20 protein-coding genes and 1 pseudogene are annotated in these 24,874 nt (G+C 74.9%); 7 read left to right on the top strand and 14 right to left on the bottom strand.

The window, feature by feature from the left end; translation table 11 throughout:
• Both ACWEO5_RS30310 and ACWEO5_RS30305 read right to left on the bottom strand, forming a co-directional pair.
• A partial coding sequence (locus tag ACWEO5_RS30310; protein ID WP_452165376.1) for a serine/threonine-protein kinase occupies positions 1-844 on the bottom strand: 844 nt, incomplete at its 3' end.
• 403 nt (positions 845-1,247) lie between these two features.
• Positions 1,248-2,117, bottom strand: a complete 870-nt coding sequence (locus ACWEO5_RS30305; protein ID WP_452165375.1) for a PhzF family phenazine biosynthesis protein — start codon at positions 2,115-2,117, stop codon at positions 1,248-1,250.
• Between the two features lie 152 nt (positions 2,118-2,269).
• Between ACWEO5_RS30305 and ACWEO5_RS30300 the strand changes: the two genes are divergently transcribed.
• Positions 2,270-2,998 carry a polyprenol monophosphomannose synthase gene (locus ACWEO5_RS30300; protein WP_452165374.1) on the top strand — a complete coding sequence of 243 codons (729 nt, stop codon included), beginning with the start codon at positions 2,270-2,272 and terminating at the stop codon, positions 2,996-2,998.
• Between the two features lie 98 nt (positions 2,999-3,096).
• Here the strand turns inward: ACWEO5_RS30300 and ACWEO5_RS30295 are convergent, their stop codons facing one another.
• The gene (locus ACWEO5_RS30295) at positions 3,097-4,263 is read right to left on the bottom strand and encodes an ROK family protein (RefSeq protein WP_344551816.1); all 1,167 of its coding nucleotides are present in this window, start codon (positions 4,261-4,263) and stop codon (positions 3,097-3,099) included.
• Between the two features lie 122 nt (positions 4,264-4,385).
• On the opposite strand from ACWEO5_RS30295, the gene ACWEO5_RS30290 reads away from it, so the two are divergent.
• A complete protein-coding gene (locus tag ACWEO5_RS30290; protein ID WP_452165373.1) occupies positions 4,386-5,630 on the top strand; it encodes an MFS transporter in 1,245 nt (414 codons plus the stop codon).
• Between the two features lie 95 nt (positions 5,631-5,725).
• On the opposite strand, the gene ACWEO5_RS30285 is transcribed toward ACWEO5_RS30290, so the two are convergent.
• The 4 genes from ACWEO5_RS30285 to ACWEO5_RS30270 form a co-directional block, all read right to left on the bottom strand.
• Positions 5,726-6,334: a hypothetical protein gene (locus ACWEO5_RS30285; RefSeq protein WP_452165372.1), complete on the bottom strand. Its 609-nt coding sequence runs from the start codon at positions 6,332-6,334 to the stop codon at positions 5,726-5,728.
• Between the two features lie 282 nt (positions 6,335-6,616).
• On the bottom strand, positions 6,617-8,221 hold the full coding sequence (locus ACWEO5_RS30280) for an SMI1/KNR4 family protein (RefSeq protein ID WP_452165371.1): 1,605 nt from the start codon (positions 8,219-8,221) through the stop codon (positions 6,617-6,619).
• Between the two features lie 83 nt (positions 8,222-8,304).
• Positions 8,305-9,075 (bottom strand): acyltransferase, encoded by a 771-nt coding sequence (locus ACWEO5_RS30275; protein WP_452165370.1) that lies wholly within the window; start codon positions 9,073-9,075, stop codon positions 8,305-8,307.
• Positions 9,076-9,196: 121 nt separating this feature from the next.
• Positions 9,197-9,961 carry an enoyl-CoA hydratase family protein gene (locus tag ACWEO5_RS30270; protein ID WP_452165369.1) on the bottom strand — a complete coding sequence of 255 codons (765 nt, stop codon included), beginning with the start codon at positions 9,959-9,961 and terminating at the stop codon, positions 9,197-9,199.
• Positions 9,962-10,336: 375 nt separating this feature from the next.
• Between ACWEO5_RS30270 and ACWEO5_RS30265 the strand changes: the two genes are divergently transcribed.
• Complete coding sequence (locus ACWEO5_RS30265) at positions 10,337-11,431, top strand: glycoside hydrolase family 19 protein (RefSeq protein ID WP_452165379.1); 1,095 nt, start codon at positions 10,337-10,339, stop codon at positions 11,429-11,431.
• Between the two features lie 60 nt (positions 11,432-11,491).
• Here the strand turns inward: ACWEO5_RS30265 and ACWEO5_RS30260 are convergent, their stop codons facing one another.
• Positions 11,492-12,742, bottom strand: coding sequence for an MFS transporter (locus ACWEO5_RS30260; protein WP_452165368.1), 1,251 nt, complete (start codon positions 12,740-12,742; stop codon positions 11,492-11,494).
• A 90-nt stretch (positions 12,743-12,832) separates the two neighbouring features.
• Here ACWEO5_RS30260 and ACWEO5_RS30255 point away from each other — a divergent pair, with 90 nt between their 5' ends.
• Positions 12,833-13,819 carry an ArsR/SmtB family transcription factor gene (locus tag ACWEO5_RS30255; protein WP_452165367.1) on the top strand — a complete coding sequence of 329 codons (987 nt, stop codon included), beginning with the start codon at positions 12,833-12,835 and terminating at the stop codon, positions 13,817-13,819.
• 168 nt (positions 13,820-13,987) lie between these two features.
• Here ACWEO5_RS30255 and ACWEO5_RS30250 read toward each other — a convergent pair whose 3' ends face one another.
• Positions 13,988-14,626 carry a hypothetical protein gene (locus tag ACWEO5_RS30250; protein ID WP_452165366.1) on the bottom strand — a complete coding sequence of 213 codons (639 nt, stop codon included), beginning with the start codon at positions 14,624-14,626 and terminating at the stop codon, positions 13,988-13,990.
• Between the two features lie 169 nt (positions 14,627-14,795).
• On the opposite strand from ACWEO5_RS30250, the gene ACWEO5_RS30245 reads away from it, so the two are divergent.
• On the top strand, positions 14,796-17,078 hold the full coding sequence (locus tag ACWEO5_RS30245) for a glycosyl hydrolase family 18 protein (RefSeq protein ID WP_452165365.1): 2,283 nt from the start codon (positions 14,796-14,798) through the stop codon (positions 17,076-17,078).
• A 103-nt stretch (positions 17,079-17,181) separates the two neighbouring features.
• Here the strand turns inward: ACWEO5_RS30245 and ACWEO5_RS30240 are convergent, their stop codons facing one another.
• On the bottom strand, positions 17,182-18,384 hold the full coding sequence (locus ACWEO5_RS30240) for a geranylgeranyl reductase family protein (RefSeq protein WP_452165378.1): 1,203 nt from the start codon (positions 18,382-18,384) through the stop codon (positions 17,182-17,184).
• Between the two features lie 213 nt (positions 18,385-18,597).
• Between ACWEO5_RS30240 and ACWEO5_RS30235 the strand changes: the two genes are divergently transcribed.
• The gene (locus tag ACWEO5_RS30235) at positions 18,598-19,128 is read left to right on the top strand and encodes a carboxymuconolactone decarboxylase family protein (RefSeq protein ID WP_452165364.1); all 531 of its coding nucleotides are present in this window, start codon (positions 18,598-18,600) and stop codon (positions 19,126-19,128) included.
• 126 nt (positions 19,129-19,254) lie between these two features.
• Here the strand turns inward: ACWEO5_RS30235 and ACWEO5_RS30230 are convergent, their stop codons facing one another.
• From ACWEO5_RS30230 to ACWEO5_RS30220, 3 genes are all read right to left on the bottom strand, one after another.
• Positions 19,255-19,971, bottom strand: coding sequence for a DUF4184 family protein (locus ACWEO5_RS30230; RefSeq protein ID WP_452165363.1), 717 nt, complete (start codon positions 19,969-19,971; stop codon positions 19,255-19,257).
• Between the two features lie 347 nt (positions 19,972-20,318).
• On the bottom strand, positions 20,319-21,368 hold the full coding sequence (locus ACWEO5_RS30225) for an NUDIX hydrolase (RefSeq protein WP_344551812.1): 1,050 nt from the start codon (positions 21,366-21,368) through the stop codon (positions 20,319-20,321).
• Positions 21,369-21,598: 230 nt separating this feature from the next.
• Positions 21,599-23,020, bottom strand: a complete 1,422-nt coding sequence (locus tag ACWEO5_RS30220; RefSeq protein WP_452165362.1) for an acyl-CoA synthetase — start codon at positions 23,018-23,020, stop codon at positions 21,599-21,601.
• A 264-nt stretch (positions 23,021-23,284) separates the two neighbouring features.
• Between ACWEO5_RS30220 and ACWEO5_RS30215 the strand changes: the two genes are divergently transcribed.
• Positions 23,285-24,652, top strand: coding sequence for a S53 family peptidase (locus ACWEO5_RS30215; RefSeq protein WP_452165377.1), 1,368 nt, complete (start codon positions 23,285-23,287; stop codon positions 24,650-24,652).
• 93 nt (positions 24,653-24,745) lie between these two features.
• Here ACWEO5_RS30215 and ACWEO5_RS30210 read toward each other — a convergent pair.
• A pseudogene (locus ACWEO5_RS30210) lies at positions 24,746-24,874 on the bottom strand (electron transfer flavoprotein subunit alpha/FixB family protein); the annotation flags it as partial.

The raw sequence follows: 24,874 nt of genomic DNA, 5'->3' as shown, positions 1-24,874 counted from the left end.
TGAGCGTCGTCGCGGTGTGGGTCCGGTGCAGGCCGCGCAGGCGCTCGGCGGCCGCGGCGGTCGAGGGCCGCTGCTGCGGGTCCTTCGCCAGCAGCGGGGCGAGGGCGGCGGCGAGCGGCTCGGCCGGGCCCGGCGGCAGGGGCTGGGGCTGCTGGGTCAGGATGGCGACGTACAGCGCGGTCAAGGTGGGCGCGGCGAACGGCGGCCGGCCGGCCGCGGCGTGCCAGAGGGTGGCGCCGAGGGCCCACAGGTCGGTGGCGGCGGTCGCCTGCTTGCCCTCCAGTTGTTCGGGGGCCAGGTAGGCGGGGGTCCCGATGAGGACGCCGGTCGCGGTCAGCGCGGTCGTCGCGTCGGCGGACCGGGCGATGCCGAAGTCGGTGAGGACGGCGCCCTGTTGGGTGAGCAGGACGTTGTCCGGCTTGACGTCCCGGTGCACCACGCCCTTGGCGTGCGCCTCGGCGAGGGCGTCCAGCAGGGTCAGGCCGAGGGCGACCACCCGCTCGGGGTCGAGGGCGCCGTCCGCGCCGATCTCCGCGGCGAGCGAGCGGCCGCTCAGGTACTCCATGACGATGGCGGGCGCGCCCCGGTGCTGCACGACGTCGAACACCGACACGATGCCCGGGTGCCGCAGCCTGGCGGCGGCCCGGGCCTCCCGCACCACCCGCTGCACCAGCTCGTCGCGTTCGGCGTCCCGGGCGCCCGGCGGGAGCAGCAGTTCCTTCACCGCGACGCGGCGGTCGAGGAGTTCGTCGTGCGCCCGCCAGACCCGTCCCATCCCGCCCTGGCCGATCGGCTCCACCAGGCGGTAGCGACCGCCGATCAACGCTTCCGGGGTCTCAGGCATGGCGGTCATCCTACTGATCCGCGCCTCCCCGCCGGGCGCCTTCGCCCGCACGCACCGGGCGCCCCCGTCCGGGCGGGACGGGGGCGCCCGACGGCGCGTCAGTCGCTCGCCACCGCCCGGGCCGGGGTCGGCCACCGTCACCGCCAACCCGCTGCGGTTCCAGGCGAGTTCGACGGTCTCGGTGCGGGCCCACGGCGGGGCGCGGGTATTCAGGGGCTCGGGGAACGGCGAGGCCGGGGCTGCTGACGGTGCACTGCCGGAGCGCGCATCGGCTTCGGGTCCTGTTACTACACGCAGCAGCACGGACACCTCGATGGGCTCCGACCGCCGGCAGCACGGCCTCGCCGTTCCCCGAACCCCTGGTTCGTCCCCTTCGCCGTTCTCCCCGAGCCCCTGAATGCGCCTACCGGATCGGCACCGCCCTTCCCGTGACGCGCACCCGGCCCTCCCCCTCGGTGAGGTCGACGGTGAGGACGCCCGGCCGGCCGAGGTCCTCGCCCTGGTGGAGGGTGAGGCGGGCGGTGGTGAGGCCGCGCAGCTCGCGCAGGTAGCCGCCGAACGCCGCGGCGGCCGCGCCGGTGGCCGGGTCCTCGACGACGCCGCCGACCGGGAAGGGGTCGCGCACGTGGTAGGTGGTGGCGTCCTGTTCCCAGACCAGTTGGAGGGTGGTCAGGTCGAGGCGGCGCATCAGCGCGGCGAGGGCGTCGAAGTCGTAGTCGAGTTCGGCGAGCCGGGCCCGGCTGCCCGCAGCGAGGACGAGGTGGCGGGCCCCGGCGTAGGCGATCCGGGGCGGGAGGCGGTCGTCGAGCTCCGCGGGCCGCCAGCGCAGGGCGGCGAGCGCCTCGGCGACGTCCTGCGGGTCCGCGTCCTCGACGGTGGCGGGGACGCTGGTCAGGGTGGCCAGGTGGCCGCCGTCCGCGTCCCGGGTGACCTCGACGGGGACGGGTCCGGCCGGGGTGGCGAAGTGGAACTCGCCGGGGCCGTGCCGTTCGCCGAGGGCGACCGCGGCGGCGATGGTCGCGTGCCCGCAGAAGGGGACTTCGGCGAGCGGGCTGAAGTAGCGGACGGCGTGCGTCCGGGGCCGGTCGGGGTCGGCGGTGAGGAAGGCGGTCTCGGAGTAGCCGAGCCGGGCCGCGGTGGCGAGCTGCTGTGCGTCGGTGAGCCCGGTGGCGTCCAGCACGACGCCGGCCGGGTTGCCCCCGGCGGGGTCGGCGGTGAAGGCGGCGTAGTGCAGTGGTTCGGGCCGGCCGGCTGCCGGTGCGGTGTCGGTCATGCCTGCTGAACGGACCGGCCCGGCAAGGGGATTCCCGACCGGGGCCGGGTTACCCGGTGGGTGCCTGGACGAAACACCCCCGTGGGACGAACGTTCGGGAAGGAACGCTAGACTGCCGCCTCCAGCTCGTACTGCATCGAGGATAGAAAAACATGGCTGAGGCCCACCCGAAGGTTGTTGTGGTTGTTCCGACCTACAACGAACGGGAGAACCTGCCGGTCCTGGTTGGTCGGCTGGCCGACCTCGGCATGGACAACCTGCACGTCCTGGTCGTGGACGACAACTCCCCCGACGGCACCGGCGACGTCGCCGACAAGCTGGCGGCCGACTCGGGCGGCAACATCTCGGTGCTGCACCGCACCGAGAAGGACGGCCTGGGCCGGGCGTACATCGCCGGCATGTCGCGGGCGCTGGAGGACGGCGCGGACATCGTCGTCCAGATGGACGCCGACCTGTCGCACCCGCACACCGCGGTCCCCGCGATGGTGGAGAAGCTGACCACCACGGACGCCTCGGTGGTGCTGGGCTCGCGCTACGTCCCGGGCGGTTCGACCGCGTCGGAGTGGCCGTGGCACCGCAAGGCGCTGTCCGCGTGGGCGAACTTCTACGTGAACGCGATCCTGCGCCTGAAGGTGAAGGACGCCACCGCCGGTTTCAAGGCGTGGGAGGCGCAGGCGCTGCGCGCGGTCGACCTGGACTCGGTGCGTTCCAACGGCTACTCGTTCCAGGTCGAGATGAACTACCGGGTCGTCAAGCGCGGCATGCGCATCGCCGAGGTGCCGATCCGCTTCGAGGAGCGGGTCGAGGGCATGTCGAAGATGAGCCTGGGCGTGCAGCTGGAGTCCGCGGTGGCCCCCTGGAAGCTGCGCTTCGGCAAGTAAGCGCGCGCGGTCGTGCCGGACGGCGCGGGTGGACGGTCCTCCGTCCCCCGCGCCGTTCCGTTTCCCCGCCCTCCCGCCGGGCCCCGGCGGGACGCGCCTCAGGGCGCCGCGACCGCCTGCGGGTCGTCCAGGTAGGGCTCCCAGGCGAGTTCGGCGGCGCCGACCAGTCCGGCGTGGACGACCTGCGCGGGGACGATCGGGATGCGTCCGCTGCGGCCCCACAGGCAGCGTTCGGCGACCACGGCGGCGAGCCGGTCGGGGGCGGCGGCGAGCAGGTCGAGGTGCAGGCCGCTGAGCACGATCCGGTCCGGGTTGAGGATGTTGACCAGTCCGGCGAGGCCGAGCCCGAGCCGGTCGACGACGTGTTCGAGGGCGTCGGCGGCGGCCGGGTCGCGGGCCAGTTCGCGGGCCTGCGGGAGCAGCGGGCGGTGCGGGTCGGGGCGGCGCTTCGCGGCGGCGAACAGCGCGTCGGTGTCGGTCTCGGCGTTGAGGCAGCCGCGGTTGCCGCAGGCGCAGGGGCGGCCGAGCGGGTCGACGGTGAGGTGGCCGACCTCCAGGGCGAGGCCGGAGCTGCCGGTGTGCAGGCGGCCGTCGATGACCAGGGCGCCGCCGACGCCGCGGTGTCCGGAGGTGACCAGCAGCAGGTGGCGGGCGCCGCGGCCGGCGCCGTGCCGGTGTTCGGCGAGGGCGGCCAGGTTGGCGTCGTTGGCGACGGCCGTGGGCAGGGTGGCGCGGGCGCGCGGGCCGGGGTCGGTGCGGGCGACGGCGGCGGCGAAGAGTTCGGCGACGGGGGTGCCGGGGGGCCAGCCGAAGTGCAGGGCGGCGAGGGCGGTGCCGTCGGGTTCGGTGACGGGGTTGGGCAGGGCGAGCGCGGAGCCGAGGATCCGGCGGCGGCTGTCGCGGGCGAGCCGGGCGCCGGTCTCGGCGACGGCGGCGAGCAGCGCGGCGGGCGAGGTGTCGGCGGGCAGCGGCAGGTGGACGGGGTCGTGGAGGCGGCCGCCGAGTCCGGCCAGCGCGGCGGAGACGCCGTCGGCGTGCAGTTGGGCGGCGAGGACGGCGGGGCCGGGGTCGGTGAGGGCGAGCCGGTGCGAGGGGCGGCCGCGGCCGCCGCCGGCGGGGCGGGAGTCGACGGTGATCAGGCCGAGCGCCTCCAGTTCGCCGGTGACGGCGCCCGCGGTGGCGCGGGTGACGTCGAGGGCACCGGTGAGGGCGGAGCGGGTGGGGGCCTGTCCGGTGTGGATCAGGCGCAGGGCCGGTCCGAGCAGGGTGCGGCCGCGGTCGGGCGCGGCCCGCTTGGACGCCCCCGGCTGCGGACGCGGAGTCTGGCCCGGAGTCTGACCCGAATTCGGGCTTGTAGGTGTGTGCGGCACTCCCCTATTCTGACTTTGTGCCGCTACTGAACAAAACAGAAGCCCGCTCCTCCCTCCTCTCCGCTGCCCCTTCGAAGACCCCGTCCGGCCGCAGCTCCTCCTGGTCGGCGGCACGCCTCGCCCTCACCGCCTTCTTCACCGTCGACGGCTTCCTGTTCGCGTCCTGGGTGGTCCGGATCCCGGACGTCCGCGCCCAGGTCTCCGCCTCGCACAGCGCGCTGGGCCTGGCCCTGCTGTGCATCTCGGCCGGCGCGGTCGCCACCATGGCCCTGATCGGGCGGCTGTGCCTGCGCTACGGCTCGCGCCCGGTCACCGTCGCCTCGGTCGCCGTGTTCTCGCTGGCCGTGGCGCTGCCCGCGCACACCCACTCGGTGCTCGCGCTCGGCGCGGTGCTGCTGCTGTTCGGCGCGGGCTACGGCGCGGCCAACGTGGCGATGAACAGCGCCGCGGTCGACCTGGTCGCCGAACTCCGCCGACCCGTCATGCCCAGCTTCCACGCGGGCTACAGCCTCGGCGGCCTGCTCGGCGCCGCGCTCGGCGGCCTGCTGGCGGGCCGGATCAGCGCCTCCTGGGCGCTGGCCTCGGCCACCGCGCTCGGCCTGGCCGTGACGGTGCTGGCCGGCACCGCCCTGCTGCGCGCCCCGGCGGCCCTCCCCCGGCCGAGCACCACCGCCCCCGCCGCCACCGAGACCACCGCCGCCGCCCGCCCGTCCCGGCACGCCCGGCTGCTGGTCGTCCTGCTCGGCCTGACCGCCCTGTGCACCGCGTACGGCGAGGGCGCCCTCGCGGACTGGGCCACCCTGCACCTGACCGACGACGTGCACGCGAGCGGCGCGCTGGCCGCCACCGGGTACGCCTCCTTCGCCTTCGCGATGACCGCGGGCCGGCTCTCCGGCACCTGGCTCGCCGAGCGGCTGGGCCAGACCAGGGTGATGCTGCTCGGCGGCCTGACCGCCTGCGCGGGCATGACGACCGCCGCGCTGGCCCCGTCCGTCCCGGTGGTGCTGGCCGGCTTCGTCCTGGTCGGCCTCGGCCTGGCCAACGTCTTCCCGCTGGCCATCGCCCAGGCCGGGGCGACCGCCGGGCCGCAGGGCGTGGCCACCGCCTCCACCCTCGGCTACGCGGGCATGCTGATCGGCCCCCCGGTGATCGGCTTCCTGGCCGACGCGCTCTCGCTGCCCGCCGCCCTGCTGACCGTCGCCGCCAGCTCGGCCCTGGCCGGAGTGCTCGCCCTCACCGTCCGCCGCCACCGCGCGGCCTGACCGCCCCGCCCGCCGGAAGCACCACGGCGGCGGCCCGGACGCCCCCACGCGCCCAGGCCGCCGCCTCGCCGTCCGCTCTCACGGACGGCAGCTCGTCACGGCTGGTACAGCTGGCCGATCAGGGTCACCTTGCCCCGGGCGTCGAGCTCCACCTCGTACTGGTTGCCGAAGCAGCGGTGCGGCGCGGCCGGCTCGACGTTCTTCAGGCAGGCCTCCTGCACCTTCATGAAGGTGGTCAGGTCGACGCCCTCGGACTTCAGGTCCCCGTCCAGCAGCGTGGTCTTCACGTCGTTGTCGAACTCGTAGACCCGGGCCTCGCCCCGGGGCTCCCAGTAGCCGTCGTTCGGCACGTCGGGACCGCAGACGAACCCGGTCGACCTGGCGCGCATCCAGACGTGCACGGCGTACGCGTTCTCGGTGGCCTCCAGCACCGTCCGGCCGGCCGCGTTCGCGGTGCAGTCAGCGGCCGGCGCGGTGCCCTTCCCGGTGGCCGCGGCGGTGGACTTTCCCGGGCTCGCGGTCTGCTTCGGGCTCGCGGTCGGCCGCGCGGTGGCGGCCGGGGCCGGTGCGGTGGCCGAACCGGTCGGCGCGGTGGTGGCGGCCGGCGCGGCCGCGTCGGACCCGGCGCCGTCCGGCTCGCAGGCGGTCAGGGCGAGGGCGGCGGCGGCCAGGACGGCGGCCACGGTGAGACGGTTGAGACGCATGGTGCGAATCCCCCCGGAACTAGTGCGGACAGCGCGGATCCGGCCGTGTTTTCGTCAGCGCCCCCGCGGCCCGACCTTCACTTCCAAGATCCATCGGACGGACCTCCTGCCCGACCCGACACCCCCCACCACGCCGGTCCGCCCCGCCCGGTTTCCCCCGTTGCGCAGCTGTGACAGTCGTTGCACCCCGCGCGACTTCCGGCGAACCCCCGCAATCCGCCCAGCCGGTGCAGCGACGGACCGTCAACTGCCGTCCGCCCAGCTGTCACAGCCGACGGCCCGTCAACCCCCTTCCGCCAGAATCCCTTCCACCTGGTACGACTCCCCCGCCGGGTGCCCGATCCGCGCCGCCCACTCCTCCGAGGCCCGCACCCCGACCGAGCGCGCCGCCACCAGGCCCGGCGGCAGCGCGTCCTGCTCCAGCAGCAGCGCCCACTGCGCCTCCGTCAGCGCCAGGTACCGCAATCCGGCCAACTCCCGCAGTACGCCCAGGTCCCGCAGCACCGCGCAGCCCGACAGGTCCAGCCACCACAGCGCGGGCAGCGTCCGCAACGGCGCCAGGTCCAACGGGGTGTCGCAGGCCAGGTCGAGCGCACCGAGGTGCGGGTGCCCGGCCAGCGGCGCCAGCCCCGCACCGTCCAACCCGACCCGCAGGAACTCCACCGGCAGCGGACGCAGCACCGCCAGACCGGCGACGGTGCGGTGGCGGACCCCGAGCACCCGCAGGCCGGGCGCGGCGGCCAGCGGCGCCAGGTCGAGGGGGCCCGCGCCGGCCTCGCCGTTGACGGTCACCCGCTGCAGGGTGGGTGCGACGACGGCGGGCAGGTCGGGGCCGAGGGCGGACGACTCGATCCGCGGCGGGCGGACCAGTTCGGTGAAGTCCAGGTACGGCGGGTGGGCGGGGTCGATCTCCTCGCCGTCCTCGGGGGCGTCCTCGATCTCGTAGGCGCCCCGGTCGAGCAGGTCGATCCAGGCGGCCAGCAGCGAGGTGACGGAGTCGGCGACGTACAGCGGGCCGTCGTGGAAGTCCCGGCCGCTCTCGATGACCTGGCCGGGGCGGCCGTGCTCGGCCGGGGCGAGGTCGACCGCGTGGTGGTTGCCGTCGTCGGCGGTGGCGAACGGGATCCAGCCGGGGTGGTTCAGGCAGCGGCGGACGGTGTCGGGCGGCCCGGTTTCCTCCATGACGCGGACGTCGGTCGGCCGGTCGAGTTCGGGCCGGTGCGGGTACTTCGCCCAGTCGGCGTGGGCCCGAACCACCTCGTCGAGCGGCAGCCAGCGCAGGTAGCCGAGCCACAGCCCGTCCGCCATGACGTCGCAGCCGTTCGCGACCCGGTAGAGCGCCCGCAGGTCGTCGGGCAGCCGGTGGCCGAGTCGGCGTTCGGCCTCCTCGATCTGCCCGGGTGTCAGGGGTGGGCCCAACGGCTTTTCGTGGCCGGTGAGTTCGGTGACCCGCCGCCGGTACTCGGCCAGCAGCGCGACGGCCCGCGCCGGGTCCCCGGCGGGTGGCAGCACGGAGCCGGGCTGGTCCCGGCCGGGTGCGGGGTGAGCGTACCCGGGGTCGAGGAGCAGCAGGCGGCCCCGGGTGGCGGGCGGTTCCGGCGTCGCGGTGAGGGTGTACGGCCCGGCCGGGTCGTGCTCCAGGTGGAGCCGGGCGCGCGGCCAGCCGCGTTCGGCGGCGATCGTCGCCGCGAGGGCGTCGAGGTCCGCCGGTTCGGTCCGGAGGCCGTGCCGACTGCCGTCCGCCAGCGTCCACTCGCCGTAGGTGCCGGGCCCGTCGGGGCTGTCGACCGCCTCCAGGCGCAGTTCCGTCCACCCCGCTGGCACGCTGCGCGCCAGCCGGGCGACGACCGCCCGCAGGTCCCGTTCCAGCTCTTCCAGCCGTTCCACCGTCGCCGCTCCCTCGCCGTCCGGGTACGCCGGGATGATCGCAGGCGGCGCCGACAGGGCCGCGGCGCGGGGCGCCGACCGGGCTACGGCGCGGGGGGCGGCTCGCTCTCGCCGGGGAGGCGGAGGTCCCAGCCGACCAGGGCGCGGAGCTGTTCGGCGGTGACGCCGTCGGGGACGGGGCGGGGCGGGTCGTGGCGGATGGGGGGCTGCCAGCCGTCCTCGGGGCTCCAGCCGCGGATCTGGCGGGCGGGGGCGCCGGCCACCACGGCGTAGTCGGGGACCTCACCGGCCACCACGGAGTTGGCGGCGACCACCACGTTGCGGCCGATCCGGGCGCCGGGCAGGATCACCGCGCCGGTGCCGATCCAGGAGCCGGCGCCGATCGAGACGGGCTCGTTGCGGGGCCACTGCTTGCCGATCGGCAGTCCGGTGTCGCGGTACTCGTGGGCCTGGTCGGTGATGTAGACGTCGGGGCCGGTCCACACGTCGTCGCCGAGCTCGATCCGCTGGTGTCCGACGATGTGGCTGCCGCGGCCGATGACGCAGCCGCCGCCGATCCGGACGATCGGTTCGGGGCCGAGGTCGAGCCCGGGCAGGAAGCCGGCCGAGAGGGTGACGCGTTCGCCGATGATGGAGAACGGGCCGATGGTGATCCAACGCTCGTTGAAGACGGTGCCGAGCGGGAAGGCGAGCTTAGTGCCGTCGCCGAGCTCCCCGAACCGGTACGGGCCGGGGTTGCGGTTGCTGACCGCCCCGGCGTCCTGGACCCAGCGCCAGCCGCGGTGCACGGCGCGCCCGGCGGTCCGGCGCGCGCGCTCGCGGACGGGTCCGAGCAGTCTGCGGGCGATCGACATGGGCTCACCGTAGCGGCCGGTGCGGTCCGGCGGCCCGCAACGGGACCAAACTCACACCGGCCGGTAACTTCCGGTTCGGGAGCGGGCTCGGGAGCGGGCCCGGGAGCGGCCTCGGGGCAGGTCAGCGCGCCCAGGGCGCGGGCCGCTTGGCCAGGAAGGCCCGCATGCCCTCCTGCGCCTCCTCGGAGGTGAACAGCTTGGCCGACAGCGCGACCAGCTCCTCGCCGTGCCGTTCGAAGGACTCCCGGACGGCCGCGTTGGCCAGCAGCTTGGACTCGGCCAGGCCCTGCGGCGAGCAGAGCCGGACGGCGTCCAGGACGGTGCGCAGCGCGGCGGCGGAGTCGTCGGCGGCCTCGGTGACCAGGCCGATCCGGGCGGCCTCGGCGGAGTCGAAGGTCTCGCCGGTGAGGTAGTAGCGGGCGGCGGCGCGCGGGTCGAGCTTGGGGCGCAGCGGCAGCGAGATGACGGCGGGGGCGAGGCCGAGCCGGGACTCGGTGAAGGCGAAGGTCGCGTCGGGTCCGGCGACGGCGAGGTCGCAGGCGCCGACCAGGCCGAGCCCGCCGGCCCGGACGTGGCCGTCGACCAGGGCGACGACGGGCTTGGGGCAGTCGACGATCGCGCGCTGCAGGGCGACCAGGCCGCGCGGGGCGGCGGTGGGGTCGTCGCCGGTGGCCTCGGAGAGGTCGGCGCCGGCGCAGAAGACCCGGCCGGTGTGGCCGAGGACGACGGCCCGCACCCCGGGGTCGGCGGCGGCGTCGGCGAGGTGCGCGGTGAGTTCGGCCATCAGCCGGGTGGAGAGGGCGTTGCGGTTGTGCGGGGAGTCGAGCACCAGGGTGGCGACGGATTCGTCGGTGGTGCTGCGGACGTACGGCGCGGCGGGGGTCATCTGGCCTGGCCTGCCTTCCGGCTGAGGGTGGGTCGGACGGGGCTTCGCCTGCACCCTGGCACACGGTGGCGCTACTGACCAGTACCCGATCTTCCCCGCGCCGTGCCGCCACCGCGCCCGCACGGCGCCCGCACCGCGCCCGCACCGCACCGCACGGCGCTCCGTACACGTCCTCAACTCCCTTAAGGTCTAGACCTATTGACAGTTAACGGACCAGGTCGCTTGAGTGCTGGCTACACCGCTCGTTCCCCCACAAGGAGTGGCCGAATGTCCCACACCCGCACCACCCACCGGCCGGCGCACCGCGCCGGCTCCCGCCGCGGCAAGGTCGCCGCGCTGCTCACCGGCGCGCTGGCCGCGACCGGCCTGGCCGTCATGGTGCCCACCACCTCGACCGCGGCCACCGCCTGCGCGGCCCCGTACGCGGCGTCGCAGGTGTACACCGGCGGCACCTCCGCCTCGTACAACGGGCACAACTGGAACGCCAAGTGGTGGACCCAGGGCGAGACCCCGAGCACCGGCGGCTCCGGCGTCTGGGCCGACCAGGGCGCCTGCGGCTCCGGTGGCGGCACCAGCCCCACCAACTCCAGCCCGGCCACCAAGAGCCCGACCCCCAGCCCGACCCCCACCCTGCAGGACTGCAACCTGCCGATCTGGGTGGCCGGCACGCAGTACACCACCGGCACCACGGTGAAGTACGCGCCCAACGGGAAGTTCTACGTCGCCACCCACGACAACCCGGGCTACGACCCGACGGTGTCCACCTGGTACTGGAGCCCCACCACCTGCACCACCGACGGCACCCCGAGCCCGGGCCCGTCCACCTCGGCCTCGACCACCCCCAACCCGGGCGGCTTCGTGGTCTCCGAGGCCCAGTTCAACCAGATGTTCCCGAACCGGAACTCCTTCTACACCTACTCCGGCCTGGTCGCGGCGCTGAAGGCCTACCCGGCGTTCGCCAACACCGGCTCGGACACCGTGAAGAAGCAGGAGGCGGCGGCGTTCCTGGCCAACATCAACCACGAGACCGGCGGCCTGGTGTACGTGGTCGAGCAGAACACCGCCAACTACCCGCACTACTGCGACACCTCGCAGTCCTACGGCTGCCCGGCCGGGCAGTCCGCGTACTACGGCCGCGGCCCGATCCAGCTCAGCTGGAACTTCAACTACAAGGCCGCCGGCGACGCGCTCGGCATCGACCTGCTGAACAACCCGAACCTGGTGCAGACCGACGCGGCCGTCGCCTGGAAGACCGGCATCTGGTACTGGATGACCCAGAACGGCCCGGGCACCATGACCGCGCACAACGCCATGGTCAACGGCAACGGCTTCGGCGAGACCATCCGCTCCATCAACGGCTCGCTGGAGTGCAACGGCGGCAACCCCGCCCAGGTGCAGAGCCGGGTCAACGCCTACACCAGCTTCACCTCGATCCTCGGCGTCCCCACCGGCTCGAACCTGAGCTGCTGACCCGCTGAAGGACGACGGGCCCCGGCCGACCTGGTGCCGGCCGGGGCCCGTTCCCGCTCCTCAGCGCCGCACCAGCGCCGTCATCCCCCAGCCCGCGGCGGCGAACAGCACGGCCAGCAGCGCCCAGCCGAGCAGGCCGTGCGCGACCACCACCGAGGTCATCAGCACCGGGCCGAGCATCAGCCCGCCCGACATGCCGGTGTTGAACACGCCCTGGTAGGAGCCGTGCGCGTCCTCCTTCGCCAGGTCGTAGCTGAGCGCCCAGGCGCCCGCCTGGCTGTACACCTCGCCCAGCGCCTGGCAGGCCACCCCGCCCGCCACCAGCAGCGCCGCCGCCCAGCCCGGCAGCCCGGCGGCCAGGCCCACCAGCAGGCAGGACGCGGCCACCAGCAGCGCCCCGCGGCGGAACACCAGGGCCGCGGCCCGCGGCCGCTCGGTTCCCCGGGTGGCCCGCACCTGGAGCGCGATCACCAGCGCGGTGTTCACCAGCAGCCCGCCCGCCACCATCCAGCGCGGCGCGTCGGTGTCGCGCACCACCCACAGCGGCAGCCCCACCTCGATCATCACGAACTGCAGGCTGATCACCGCGTTCAGGCCGGTCAGCGCGAGGAAGGTCCGGTCGCGCAGCGCCGGGTTCGGGCCGCCGGCGGAGCGCGCCGCCTGCTCGGGGGTGCGCGGCGTGGACGGCACCAGCAGCAGGTACAGCACCGCGATCACCCCGAACGAGGCCGCGTCGGCCAGCAGCGCCGTCAAGTAGGCGCCCCGGGTGTCCAGTTGCAGGACGGCCGCGGCCCCCAGGGTGCCCACCGCGAGGCCGGTGTTGGTCACCGAGCGCAGGTAGGCCCGGCCCGCCACCCGCCCGTCCACCGGCAGCACCTCGGCGAACAGCGCGCCGCGCACCGCCGAGCCGCCCCGGTCGGCGACCGCCACCAGGCAGGCCAGCGCCGCGAACACCGCGAGCCGGTCCACCAGCACGTACGCCGCCGCGCACACCGCCTGCGCCGCCAGCAGCACGACCAGCACCGGCCTGGGCCCGTACCGGTCCGACAGCCGCCCGGCCGGAACGCCCGCCGCCACCCCGCACGCCCCGGCGAGGGTCAGCACCAGGCCGACCGCGCCGACGCCGAAGCCCATCACCCGGGTGAAGTAGACCACTCCGAGCGTCATGCCCAGGCCGTTGCCGACGGTGTTGACCAGCGTGATCGCGGACAGCCGGCGCAGCACCGGGTCCTCGGGGAGCAGCCGGGCGAACCGGTGGCGGGCAGGGGGGAGCGGCGCGGCCGGATCGGCCGCGGTGTCAGTGGCGGTCATGCCCCGATCAGACCGGATACGGAGCGCCCGTAGTATTGATTTAGCCCCGGCCTCAATCCCCGCCGCAGGGCGGACCGCCTGGAGGGCGTCGTGGTACTGCGGTTCCGGCTGGGCCTGGCCGACCTGGCCGCCACCTACTTCGCCTGCTCGCCGCTCCAGGAGGCGGTGCTCAGCCTGCGGATGTGGACCCACCCCGGCCAGTACCCGCACGGCGCCGCGTTCGAGGCGATGCGCCCGGCCTTCGAGGCGCTGCCGCAGGCCCCGCTGCTGCGCGCCCTGGTGGCGAGCAACAAGTACGTGCCGGACTTCCTGACCCCCCGCCCGACCGTCCCGTTCCCCGAGTTCCGGGCCGAACTGGCCGTCGTCCGGGCCTTCGACCCGGCCCGGCTGGCCGACGAACTGGCCCTGGCCTTCCTCCCGCACGACCGGGCCCTGCCGCCGCTGCTCGCCGACGGCGCCCGCCGCCCGGCCGCGCTGATCGCCGAGGTCGCCGACGCCCTCCAGGCGTACTGGACGCACGTCCTGGAACCCGGCTGGTGGCCGCAGGCCCGCTCGGTGCTGCACGCCGACATCGTGCACCGCTCCCGGATGCTGGCCGAACGCGGCGCCGCCGGGCTGTTCGCCGACCTCGACCACCGCCTGCACTGGGCGGACGGCGTGCTGACCATCGACCGGGACTGGGGCGACGGCGACCTGGACGTCCCCGTCGACCGGCGCGGCCTGGCCCTGCTGCCGACCTGCTTCGCCCGCGGCGCGCTCACCGCGATCGGCCCGGACCTCACCCCGTCCATCACCTACCTCTCCCGCGGCCAGGGCAACCTGGCCGGCCCGCCCGACCCGCCGCCCGCCCCGCAGGCCCTGGAGCAACTGCTCGGCGCCCCCAAGGCCCGCCTGCTGGCCCTGCTCCAGGAACCCGCCGCCACCACCGAACTGGCCCGCCGCCTGGGCGTCACCCCCGGCGCCGTCAGCCAGCACCTGGCCGTCCTGCACGCCACCCGCCTGGTCACCCGGGCCCGCCACGGCCGCCTGGTGCTCTACGCCCGCAGCCCGCTCGCCGACCGCCTCCTGGGCCCGTGAGGAACCCCACCAGGGGCCCGGGGAACGGCGGGTCCGTGCTGCTGACGGCCGGAGCCCGTCGAAGGTCCGTGCTGCTGCGTGCCGTGCACAGAACCCGAAGCCCACGCACTGGGCGGCAGTGAACCGCCAGCAGCCTGGGCCTCGCCGTTCCCCGAACCCCTGGATGTCTCAGCAGAAGGCCAGCACCGCCCCCGTCTCCACCGAGTGGCGCGCCGCCAGCCGCAGTTGCAGGCAGATGAACGCCTCGGTGCCGTAGCGCCGCCAGTCCCCGGCCGCCGGGTCCGGGTCCTCGGCCGCGTCGGCGACCTCCGCGGAGTCCGGGTCGAGGTCGTCGGGCAGGCCCAGGGCCCGGGCCAGCTCGTCGAGTTCGGCGAGCAGCCGCACCGAGGAGCCGAGCAGGCCGCCGGAGAGCTCCAGGTCGGCCAGGACGGGGGCGAAGTCCACCGGCACGTAGTAGCCCTCGCAGTCCGAGTGGTGGAGCAGGTGGTCGAACGGGCCGGGCCGCTCGTCGGGGATCTCCTCGTAGGCCGCCCGCAGCACCGGGTCGTCGGTGGCCCGCTCCCCCGCCGCCAGCGGTTCGGGCAGCCGCCCGTGCGCGGCCAGGTGCGCGGCGAGCCGGCGCAGCGTGTGCAGGCCCGAGTAGCCCCAGAGCCGGTCGCCGAAGCGCGGTCCGTCCTCCGGCTCCCGCCAGCCGGGCAGCCCCTCCGCGGTCAGCACCCGGGTGATCTCCGCGCACTCCGCGCGGAACCACTCGGCGGTCTCCTCGTCGGCGCCGATCAGCGCGCCCACCATCAGGTCCAGTCCCATGCCGGTGATCCTGCCAGCCGCCACCGACAGCGGTGGATCATGGAGCCGACGCCCCGTCAACCTCCCTCCGGTATAGACCTGTTGACGAGTTGGTCCAGTCCACTTACCCTCCTGAGTGCCGCTCCCGGCACCCCTGTACGGAATCCCCCACACCAGACAGGGAGTACCGATGCACGTCCGCTCCAGGCAATGGCTCAGGGCCCGACTGCTGGCCCTGCTCGCCGCGCTCGCACTGCCGCTAGCCCTGCTCGCCGCCACGCCCGCGAACGCCGCGGCCAAACTGACCGCCACCTTCACCAGCGACAACTACGGGTCCTGGTGGAAGGGCACCTTCATCGTGAAGAACCCCAACGCGACCGCCGTCAGCGGCTGGACGCTGGAGTTCGACCTGCCCGCGGGCGTCACGATGACCGGCACCTACAACGGCACCTCCACCACCACCGGCAGCCACGTGGTCGCCACCAACGCGTACTACAACGCGACCGTCCCGGCGAACGGCTCGACCGAGCCGTACAGCTTCTGGTTCATCGGCAACGGCCCGATCACCGCCCCGCTCAACTGCCGCGTCAACGGCGACAAGTGCGACGGCACCCCGGACGTCCCGCCGACCGCGCCGGGCGCCCCGACCCTGGTCGACGCCACCGCGCACAGCCTCTCGCTGAGCTGGCCGGCCGCGTCCAAGGGCGACTTTCCGGTCGCCTCGTACGACGTGCTGAACGGCTCGGTGGTGCTCGGCTCGGCCACCGGCACCTCCACCACGCTGACCGGCCTGACCCCGGCCACCACCTACGGCCTGACCGTCCGGGCCAAGGACACCCGCGGCAACACCGGCCCGGTCAGCCCGGTGCTGAGCGCCGCCACCGTCGACCCGGCCAGCGACACCGTGCCGCCCACCGCGCCCGGCAACCTGCGCTCCACCGGCGTCACCAGCACCAGCGTCTCGCTGGCCTGGGACGCGGCCACCGACAACAAGCGGGTCGCCGCGTACGACGTCTACCGGGGCGGCAACCTGGTGCAGACCGTCACCGCCACCACCGCCACCGTCGGCCAGCTCTCCCCCGCCACCCCGTACTCCTTCACCGTGCGGGCCCGGGACGCCGCCGACAACAACTCCCCCGCCTCCACCACCCTGAACGTCTCCACCGGCGACCTCGCCGGGCCCGGCAAGTACTCCCGGGTCGGCTACTTCGTCCAGTGGGGCATCTACGGCCGCCAGTACTTCGTCAAGAACCTCGACACCTCGGGCAGCGCCGCCAAGCTCGACGTCATCAACTACGCCTTCGAGAACATCGACCCGACCAACCTGACCTGCATGGCCGGCGTCACCAAGGGCACCACCGCCGACCCGGAGGACCCGGAGCAGGGCACCGGCGCCGGTGACGCCGACGCCGACTACGCCCGCCCGATGAGCGCCGCCCAGTCCGTGGACGGCGTCGCCGACGACGGCTGGTCGACCCTGCGCGGCAACTTCAACCAGCTCAAGAAGCTCAAGGCGAAGTACCCGAACCTGAAGGTCGTGGTCTCGCTCGGCGGCTGGACGTACTCCAAGTTCTTCTCGGACGCGGCCGCCACCGACGCCTCCCGCAAGAAGCTGGTCTCCTCCTGCATCGACATCTGGATCAAGGGCAACCTGCCCGCCTACAACGGCGCGGGCGGCCCCGGCACCGGCGCCGGCATCTTCGACGGCATCGACATCGACTGGGAGTGGCCCGGCTCCCCGGACGGCCACCCCGGCAACCACTACTCGCCCAACGACAAGCAGAACCTGACCCTGCTGCTGGCCGAGTTCCGCCGCCAGCTCGACGCCCTCGGCGGCTCGCACAAGCTGCTCACCGCCTTCACCCCCGCCGACCCGGCCAAGATCGGCCAGGGCTGGGACCTCGCGCAGATCTTCCAGTCCCTCGACATCGCCAACGTCCAGGGCTACGACTTCCACGGCTCCGGCAGCGACAACTCGTGGGAGCCGAACAAGACCGGCCAGCAGGCCAACCTGTACGCCGACCCCAACGACCCGTACAACTTCCACTTCTCGGTCGAGAGCGCCGTCAACACCTACCTGGCGGCGGGCGTCAACCCGCGCAAGCTCACCATCGGCTTCCCGTTCTACGGCCGCGGCTGGCAGAACGTCACCGACGGCGGCGCGCACGGCGCCTGGCAGGCCGCGGGCGGCGCCGCACCCGGCCAGTTCGCCGAGGAGGCCGGCACCCGCGGCTACAACAACCTGATCACCTCGGTGCCCAACCTGACCGTCTACCACGACCCGGTCTCGGTCTCCACCTACGGCTACACCGGCAACGGCGGCCAGTGGTGGACCTTCGACGACACCTGGTCGATCGGCCAGAAGACCGCCTGGCTCAAGTCCAAGAACCTGCTCGGCGCGATGGTCTGGGAGATGTCCGGCGACACCCCGTCCGGCACCCTGATGAACGCCCTGGACGCCGGCCTGAAGTAACCCCGGGACGCGGGCGCGGGGCGGCCCCCCCGAATCCCAACCCCCGCGCCCGTCCGCACCACCCGCCCGGGAGGGAACCCCCTCCCGGGCGGGCCCGCACCCGCTACTGGCGCCCGGCGACCGCGGCCAGCTTGCGCGCCGCCCGGTGGTCCCGCATCAACTGCGCGAAGGTGGTGTGCCCCTGGGTGGTCCGGGCGAACGCCCGCCACGCCGGGTTGATCACCGACACCGCCAGGTGGAACAGGTACGGGCGCTTCTCGAACGAGGCCAGCATGACCTTCCCGGCCCGCATCTCCACCCCCAGCCCGGCCTTGATCGCGAACGCGTAGTTCAGCGCCTGCCGCCGCACGTCCGCCGCGCCGGACGCCTCGGCCACCTGCACCGCCCACTCGCCGGCCAGCCGGCCCGAGCGCAGCGCGTACGAGATGCCCTCCCGGGTCCACGGCTCCAGCAGGCCCGCCGCGTCGCCCGCGACCAGCACCCGGCCGCGCGACAGCGGCGAGTCCTCGGCCCGGCAGCGGGTCAGGTGCCCGGACTCCACCAGCGGTTCGAACCCGGACAGGCCCAGCCGCCGGACGTACGCCGCCAGGTACTCCTTGGTCCGCTCGCCCTCGCCGCGCGCCGAGATCACGCCGACGGTCAGCGTCCCCGAGTCGGTCTTCGGGAACACCCAGCCGTAACTGCCCGGCAGCGGCCCCCAGTCCAGGTGGATCCGGCCCGCCCAGGCCCGCGACACCGACTCGGGGACGGGGATCTCCGCCTCCAGGCCCAGGTCGATCTGGTCGAAGCTGACGCCGACGTACCGACCGATCCGGCTGGCCGAGCCGTCCGCGCCGACCACCGCCCGCGCCTCCACCTTCCGGCCGCCCGCCAGCGTCACGAACACCGTGCGGCTGTCGCCGCCCCGCTGCTCGACACCGGTCGCGGTCACCCCGGTCACCAGCACCGCCCCGGCCTGCTCGGCGGCCTGCACCAGGCGCAGGTCGAACTCGTCCCGGTTGACCACGCCGAACAGCATCCGCTTCGAGCGCCGGGTCCGCGTCCACCGGCCGTTCAGCGCGAAGGTCACCGCCGAGATGCGGTCCTGCAGCGGCAGTTTGAAGTCCTCCGGCAGCGAGTCCCGGGACGGGCCGATGATGCCGCCGCCGCAGGTCTTGTACCGGGGGTGCTCGGCCTTGTCGAGCAGCAGCACCCGCCGGCCGCTGCGGGCCGCCGCGTACGCCGCCGAGGAACCCGCCGGGCCCGCCCCGACCACCACGACGTCCCACACGCCGTCGAGCCGCGCCGCCGTCCCGTCGTCCTGCACGTCCTGCGGGTCGGTGCCCGCGAACCCCTCCGACGCCCCGTCACCGGCGTCGTCGGCGAGGGCCTGGTCCTGAGTGCTACCGGTGTCAGTCACGGTCGCCCATCCTAATCTGCCCGTCCCCCGCCGCGGCCCTCCCCCGCCCCTCCGGCCCCGGCGTCGCCTTCCCAGGTCAAGCCCTTGCCAAGGCCGCCCCGAACCGCTTCAGTGGCCCCCATGCCCCACATCGCGCTCCCCAACGACGACCCCGGCATCCGGGGCCTGCTCGCCGCCAAACCCGCCTCCGGCCTGCGCCTGAGCGAACTCGCCGAACAACTGCTGCGCGGCGACTCCCCGCTGGGCGTCGGCGAACGCGAACTCATCGCCGCCTACGTCTCCTCCCTCAACCGCACCCGCTACTGCGCCGGCGCGCACGGCGCGACCGCCGCCCACCGCCTCGACGGCGACTTCGCCCTCGTCGAAGCCGTCCAGGACGACCTCGCCACCGCCCCCGTCACCGACCTGATGCGCGCCCTCCTCCAACTCGCCGCCAAGGTCGCCGACAGCGGACTGTCCGTCACCCCCGCCGACATCGCCGCCGCGAAGGCCGCCGGCGCCGACGACGAGACCGTGCACGACACCGTCCTGATCGCCGCCGCCTTCTGCATGTACAACCGCTACGTCGACGGCCTCGCCGCCCTCACCCCCGAGGACCCCGCCACCTACCGCGCCATCGGCGCCCACCTCGCCACCAACGGCTACCTCTGACCGGACGGGCATCCACCGTCAGGGGCTCGACAGGGAGCCCCGACAGGGGCCCGGGGAACGGCGGGTCCGCGCTGCTGCGTGCAGTGAACAGAACCGGAAGCAGACGCGCGCTCCGGCAGTGCACCGTCAGCAGCCCCGGGCCCGCCGTTCCCCGAGCCCCTGGATGCGCGCACTGCCGAGCAGCGCCGCCCCCACCGCCAGCCCCGCGCCCGCGCCGAAGCACGCCTCGTCGACGAACCCGCGCTCGCGGCGCCGCACCCGCTCCGCCGCCCCGGCCAGCGCTGCCGCGGCCAGCAGCGCGGCCGTGCCCCTCCGGGTCTCCCGCCACGGCCCGGCGTACCGGGCGAGCACGGCCAGCCCCGCCAGCGAGGTCCCGTACTGCAGGACGCCGTGCAGCGGGACACCGCCGACCCGCCGTTCCAGGACCGGCAGCGCGCGGACCCCGGCCCGGCCGTGGTGGGTGAAGGAGTCCCAGACCAGGTGGGTGGTGGCACCGACGGCCAGCGCCCCGGCGGCCCAGGGGAGTTCACCGGCCGTCGGCCGCCCGGCGGGCAGCGCGCCGTTCCACCGCCCGGGCACCGCCGCCCGCAGCGGCTCGCGCCACACCCCGTACCACCCGGCGACCAGCCCGGCCCCGATCACCACGTCGACGGTCGGCGCGGCCCACCACCGGTGTGTCAACCCGCCGTGCCGGTACGCCCCCCGGACGAGGGACTCGGCGAAGAACGGCACGTCGGGCGCCATCGCACCGGCGACCAACCCGGCGGCGACCAGGGCCCCGCGCCGCCGCGCGGCCCGCAACCCGGGCAGGACGGCGGCAGCATGACTGAGGGTGAACGGCATCCCCCCATCCTGCCCGCTACCCCTGAGGAACCCCGACAGGGACCCGGGGAACGGCAGGTCCGTGCTGAGCATCAGCCCCGTCAGGGGCCCGGGGAACGGCGGGTCGATGCTGCGCATGGGCCCCGACAGGGGCCCGGGGAACGGCGGGTCGATGCTGCTGACGGCCGGAGCCCATCGAAGTGTCCGTGCTGCTGCGTGCAGTGAACAGAACCGAAAGCAGACGCACGCAACGGCAGTGAACCCGCAGCAGCCACGGCCTCGCCGTTCCCCGAGCCCCTGGCGGTGCTCTCGCCGTTCCTGGCGGACCCCTGGAGGCGCGCACTCTGCCGAGCCCCCGGCAGGGGCTCTCATCGCGCGGGCGCCACCCCCGTCGCGGCGGGCCGCCCGCCCTCCAGGTAGCGCAGTTCGCCGACCGCCCGGGCCTCCAGCGCGGCGGTCAGCCGTCGCATCCGGGCGGCGGGCAGCATCTCGGCGGCCTCCCGGAGGGTGGCGAAGTGCCAGTCGCGCAGTTCCCCGGCGGGCAGTCGCAGCCGCAGCACCTGGGAGGGGCCGAGCCGTCCGCCGTCGTAGACCAGTCGCAGGCCGCCGCGGCCGCGGCCCGCGCCGGGTTCCCAGTCGACGGCGAGCAGTCGCAGTTCCTCCGGCCGCAGCCGCAGGCCGAGTTCCTCGGCGACCTCGCGGACGCCCGCCGCGGTGGGCGGTTCGCCGCTCTCGACGACGCCGCCGGGGAACTCCCAGTGCGGCTTGTAGGCGGGGTCGACCAGCAGGACCCGGTCCCGGTCGTCGAAGAGCAGCACCGCGGCGGCGACGGTGTCCCCGTCGCCGCCCTCGCTGCGCACGATCGGGCAGCGGGCGCCGCCGCCGCGCACCAGTTCGGCGATCCGTTCGGCGCTCTGCCGGGGGGTCAGGACGCCGTTGTCGACCATCCGGGCGTCCCCGGCCAGCCAGCCGCGGGCGGTGAGGTAGGCGGGCAGCGCCTCGCGGGCGCGCCGGCGCAGCCTCGCGGTGGCCTCCGGGTCGCCGGGGACGTCCTCGCGGGTGGCGATCCGGGCCCGCAGGATGGTCTCGACGGGGTCGAGGACGACGTGGTGGACGGGGATGCCGCGGCCGGCGAGCAGGCCGAAGACCTCGTCGCGGTGTTCCTGGCGCAGCAGTGTGGCGGGGACGAGGACCGGCCCGTCGGCCTCGGCGGCGAGCGCGGCGGCGCTCTCGGCGGTCAGCCGCCGCCAGGCGGGCGACTCCCACGGGTCGGTGTCCTCGCGGCCCGGGCGGGCGGCCCGCAGGACCGGCTCCAGGGTCTCCGGGTCGAACAGCACGCTTCCCGGCAGCAGGCGGAGCAACTCCCGGCAGGCGCTCGTCTTGCCCGCTCCGAAGGCCCCATTGACCCAGACGATCACAAGCATCCCTGCCCCTCCTCGGCGGCCCGGCCGCGCAGCCGGGCAGCGCGGGGCACCGGCCCCCGCGCCTCTCCAGTGGTACCCACTCCCCGGCCTCCTGAAAGGGAGCGCCGAGGGGCGGGTTCGTGCGCGGGGGGGCGCGCGCCGGGTGACGGAACGGAGGACGGGTCCGGGGACGAACGGACGGCGGGACGGACGGCGGACGGGCGGCGGACGGGCGGCGGGACGGGTTACCCGTCGCCCTCCAGCAGCCGTTTCTTGAGCACCTTGCCCATCGCGTTGCGCGGCAGGTCGTCGACCAGCACCACCCGCCGGGGGCGCTTGTGGACGGAGAGCCGGCCCGCCACGAAGTCGACCAGTTCGCGTTCCCCGACGCCGCCGCCGTCGGCCGCCACCACGTAGGCGACCACGGCCTGTCCGAGGTCGGGGTCGGGGGCGCCGACCACGGCGGCGTCAGCCACGCCGGGGTGGTCGCGCAGCGCGGCCTCGACCTCGCCGGCGCCGATCCGGTACCCGCCGCTCTTGATCAGGTCGACGGAGGCGCGGCCGACGATCCGGTGGAAGCCGTCGGGTTCGATCACGGCGACGTCCCCGGTGCGGAACCAGCCGTCGGCGGTCCAGGACGCGGCGGTGGCCTCGGGCCGGCCGAGGTAGCCGTCGAACAGCGTCGGCCCCTGGAGCTGGAGTTCGCCGACGCCCTCGCCGTCGGCGGGCACCGGCCGCCCGTCCTCCCCGGCCAGCCGGGTGCGCACGCCGGGCAGCGGCACGCCGACCGCGCCGGGGCGGCGTTCGCCGTCGGCCCGGGTGGCGACGGTGATCAGCGTCTCGGTCATGCCGTACCGCTCGGCGGGGGCCTGTCCGGTGAGTTCCCGCAGCCGTTCGAAGACCGGCACGGGCAGCGGGGCGCTGCCGGAGACCAGCAGCCGGGCGGCGGCGAGCTCGCGGGCGGCGGCGGGGTCGGCGGCGATCCGCGACCACACGGTGGGGACGCCGAAGTACAGGCTGCCGCGGGCGGCCGCGTACCCGGCGGGGGTGGGCCGGCCGGTGTGGACGAGTCGGCTGCCGGTGCGCAGCGCGCCGAGCACGCCGAGCACCAGGCCGTGCACGTGGAACAGCGGCAGGCCGTGCACGAGGGTGTCCCCGGCGTCCCAGCGCCAGGCGTCGGCGAGGCCGTCGAGCCCGGCGGCGACAGCCCGGTGCGGGATCAGCGCGCCCTTGGGGGCGCCGGTGGTGCCGGAGGTGTACAGCACGAACGCGGTCCGGTCGCCGTCCTCGGCGGCGGGCCGCCAGCCGCCGGACGGACGGTCCGCCAGGTCGACCGGGAGGGCCGTCAGCCCTTCGGTGTCCTCGGGCAGTCCGGTTCCGGCGAGCAGCGCGGCGCCGCTGTCGCGCAGGATGTGCGCGCGCTCGACCGGCCCGGAGTCGGGCGGCAGCGGCACCACCGGCACGCCGGCCAGCAGGCCGCCGACCACGGCGGCGACCGTCTCGGCGGTCGGCCGGGCCAGCACCGCCAGGCCGGGCGCCCCGGCGGCGCGTTCGGCCACCGCCCCGGCCGCGCCCAGCAGTTGCTCCAGGGACAGCGCCGTCCCGTCCACCGTGATCGCGTCCGCCCGGTCGCCGTACCCGCCGTCGAGTGCTGTCAGCAGTCCCATGCCGCCCGACTCTACGAGTCCGGCCCGGCCGCGCGCAGCAGCGCCCCGCCCACGGGTCGCCCCCGCCGTGCCGGCGCCCCGCCCGCGCCCCGGAGCTGGGACGTTACCGAACCCCGCCGTTCCCTTTACCGAACCCGGTGGCCTGTCGGGGCCATGGCCACAGCCGTCTCGGACTATGGAAGGGCCCGGCGGCTGCCGATGTGATGGGGGCGCCCCGACCGGACCAGGCCGGGGAACCGTCTCTTCGAGGAGTCCTCCTTGGGTATGCACCCCGCCACCGCGGGCACCCGACGCTCCACCGCGCTGCGGGCCGCCGCGCTGCTCGCCGTCGGGGCCACCGCCCTGACCGGGGCGACGGCCACCGCCCGGTCCGCCGCCCGCCTCCCCGCGGTCTTCGAGCTGCGCCCCGCCTCGGCCGGGCAGATCGACGCGGTCGGCCGGGTGGCGCCGATATCCACCTCGGACTGCGTCGCGCAGATCGGCATCCACTGCTACTCGCCGCTGCAGTACCGCACCGCCTACCACCTGGACCCGCTCTACCAGCAGGGCGTGACGGGCAAGGGCCGCACCATCGTGATCGTGGACTCCTTCGGCTCGCCGACGATCCAGCACGACCTGGAGACCTTCGACCGGCAGTGGGGCATCCCGGACACCCGGGTCGAGGTGGTCAAGTGGGGCAACGTCCCGGTGTTCGACCCGACCGACGCGGACCACACCGGCTGGGCCGGCGAGACCACCCTGGACGTCGAGTACGCGCACGCGATCGCCCCCGACGCGCACATCGTGCTGGTGGAGACCGGCGTCGCGGAGACCGAGGGCGTCACCGGCCTGCCCGAGATGATGGACGCCGAGAAGGCCGTCATCAAGTCGCACGACGTGGACGTGATCTCGCAGAGCTTCGGCGCGACCGAGAACACCTTCCCGGGCTACGACAAGGGCGACTTCAAGTCGATCGAGAAGTTGCGGTACGCCTTCAAGTTCGCCGCCGCCCAGAACGTCACCGTGCTGGCCGCCTCCGGTGACAACGGCGCGACCGACGCGACGGAGAACGGCAGCGACCTGTACCCGTACAGGGTCAACTCCTGGCCGTCGGCGGACCCGCTGGTCACCTCGGTCGGCGGCACCCAGCTGACCCTCGACGACGACGGCAACCGCACCGCGCCCGACCGGGTCTGGCACGACGACTACGGCGCGGCGGGCGGCGGCGTCTCCGGCGTCTTCGAACGCCCCTGGTACCAGGCCGCCGTGGCGAACGTGACCGGCGACCACCGCGGCACGCCGGACATCTCGATGAGCGCGGCCGTGGACGGCGCCGCCTGGACGTACGAGTCCTACGACCCGACCCGGGTCGGCTGGCACCTGGTCGGCGGCACCAGCGAGGCCACGCCGATCTTCTCCGGCGTCGTCGCCCTGGCGAACCAGCTGGCGGGCCACCGCCTCGGCCAGCTCAACCCCCGGCTGTACGCGCTCGCCCTGCTGCCGCAGCAGGTCAGCGGCATCACCGACGTCACCGCGGGCGACAACTCCTGGGACGCGGTGACCGGTTACCCGGCCGCCAAGGGCTACGACCTGGCCTCCGGGCTCGGCACCGTCGACGGCACCCGCTTCGTGCACGCCCTCGCGGGCCGCTGACCGCGCCACCCGCCCACGGCACGACCGCACGGCAACACGACGGCGCGGCCCCCGGAGACCCCGGGAGCCGCGCCGTCCGCCGTTGCGGGCCGATCAGCCCTTGCGGGCCTTCACCTCGCCGGTGAGCTGGGGCAGGACGTTGAAGAGGTCTCCGACGACGCCGTAGTCGACGAGTTCGAAGATGGGGGCTTCGGGGTCCTTGTTGACGGCGACGATGGTCTT

This window comes from Kitasatospora sp. NPDC004272 (assembly GCF_053603035.1).
This window is presented reverse-complemented; position numbering and strand designations above follow the sequence as displayed.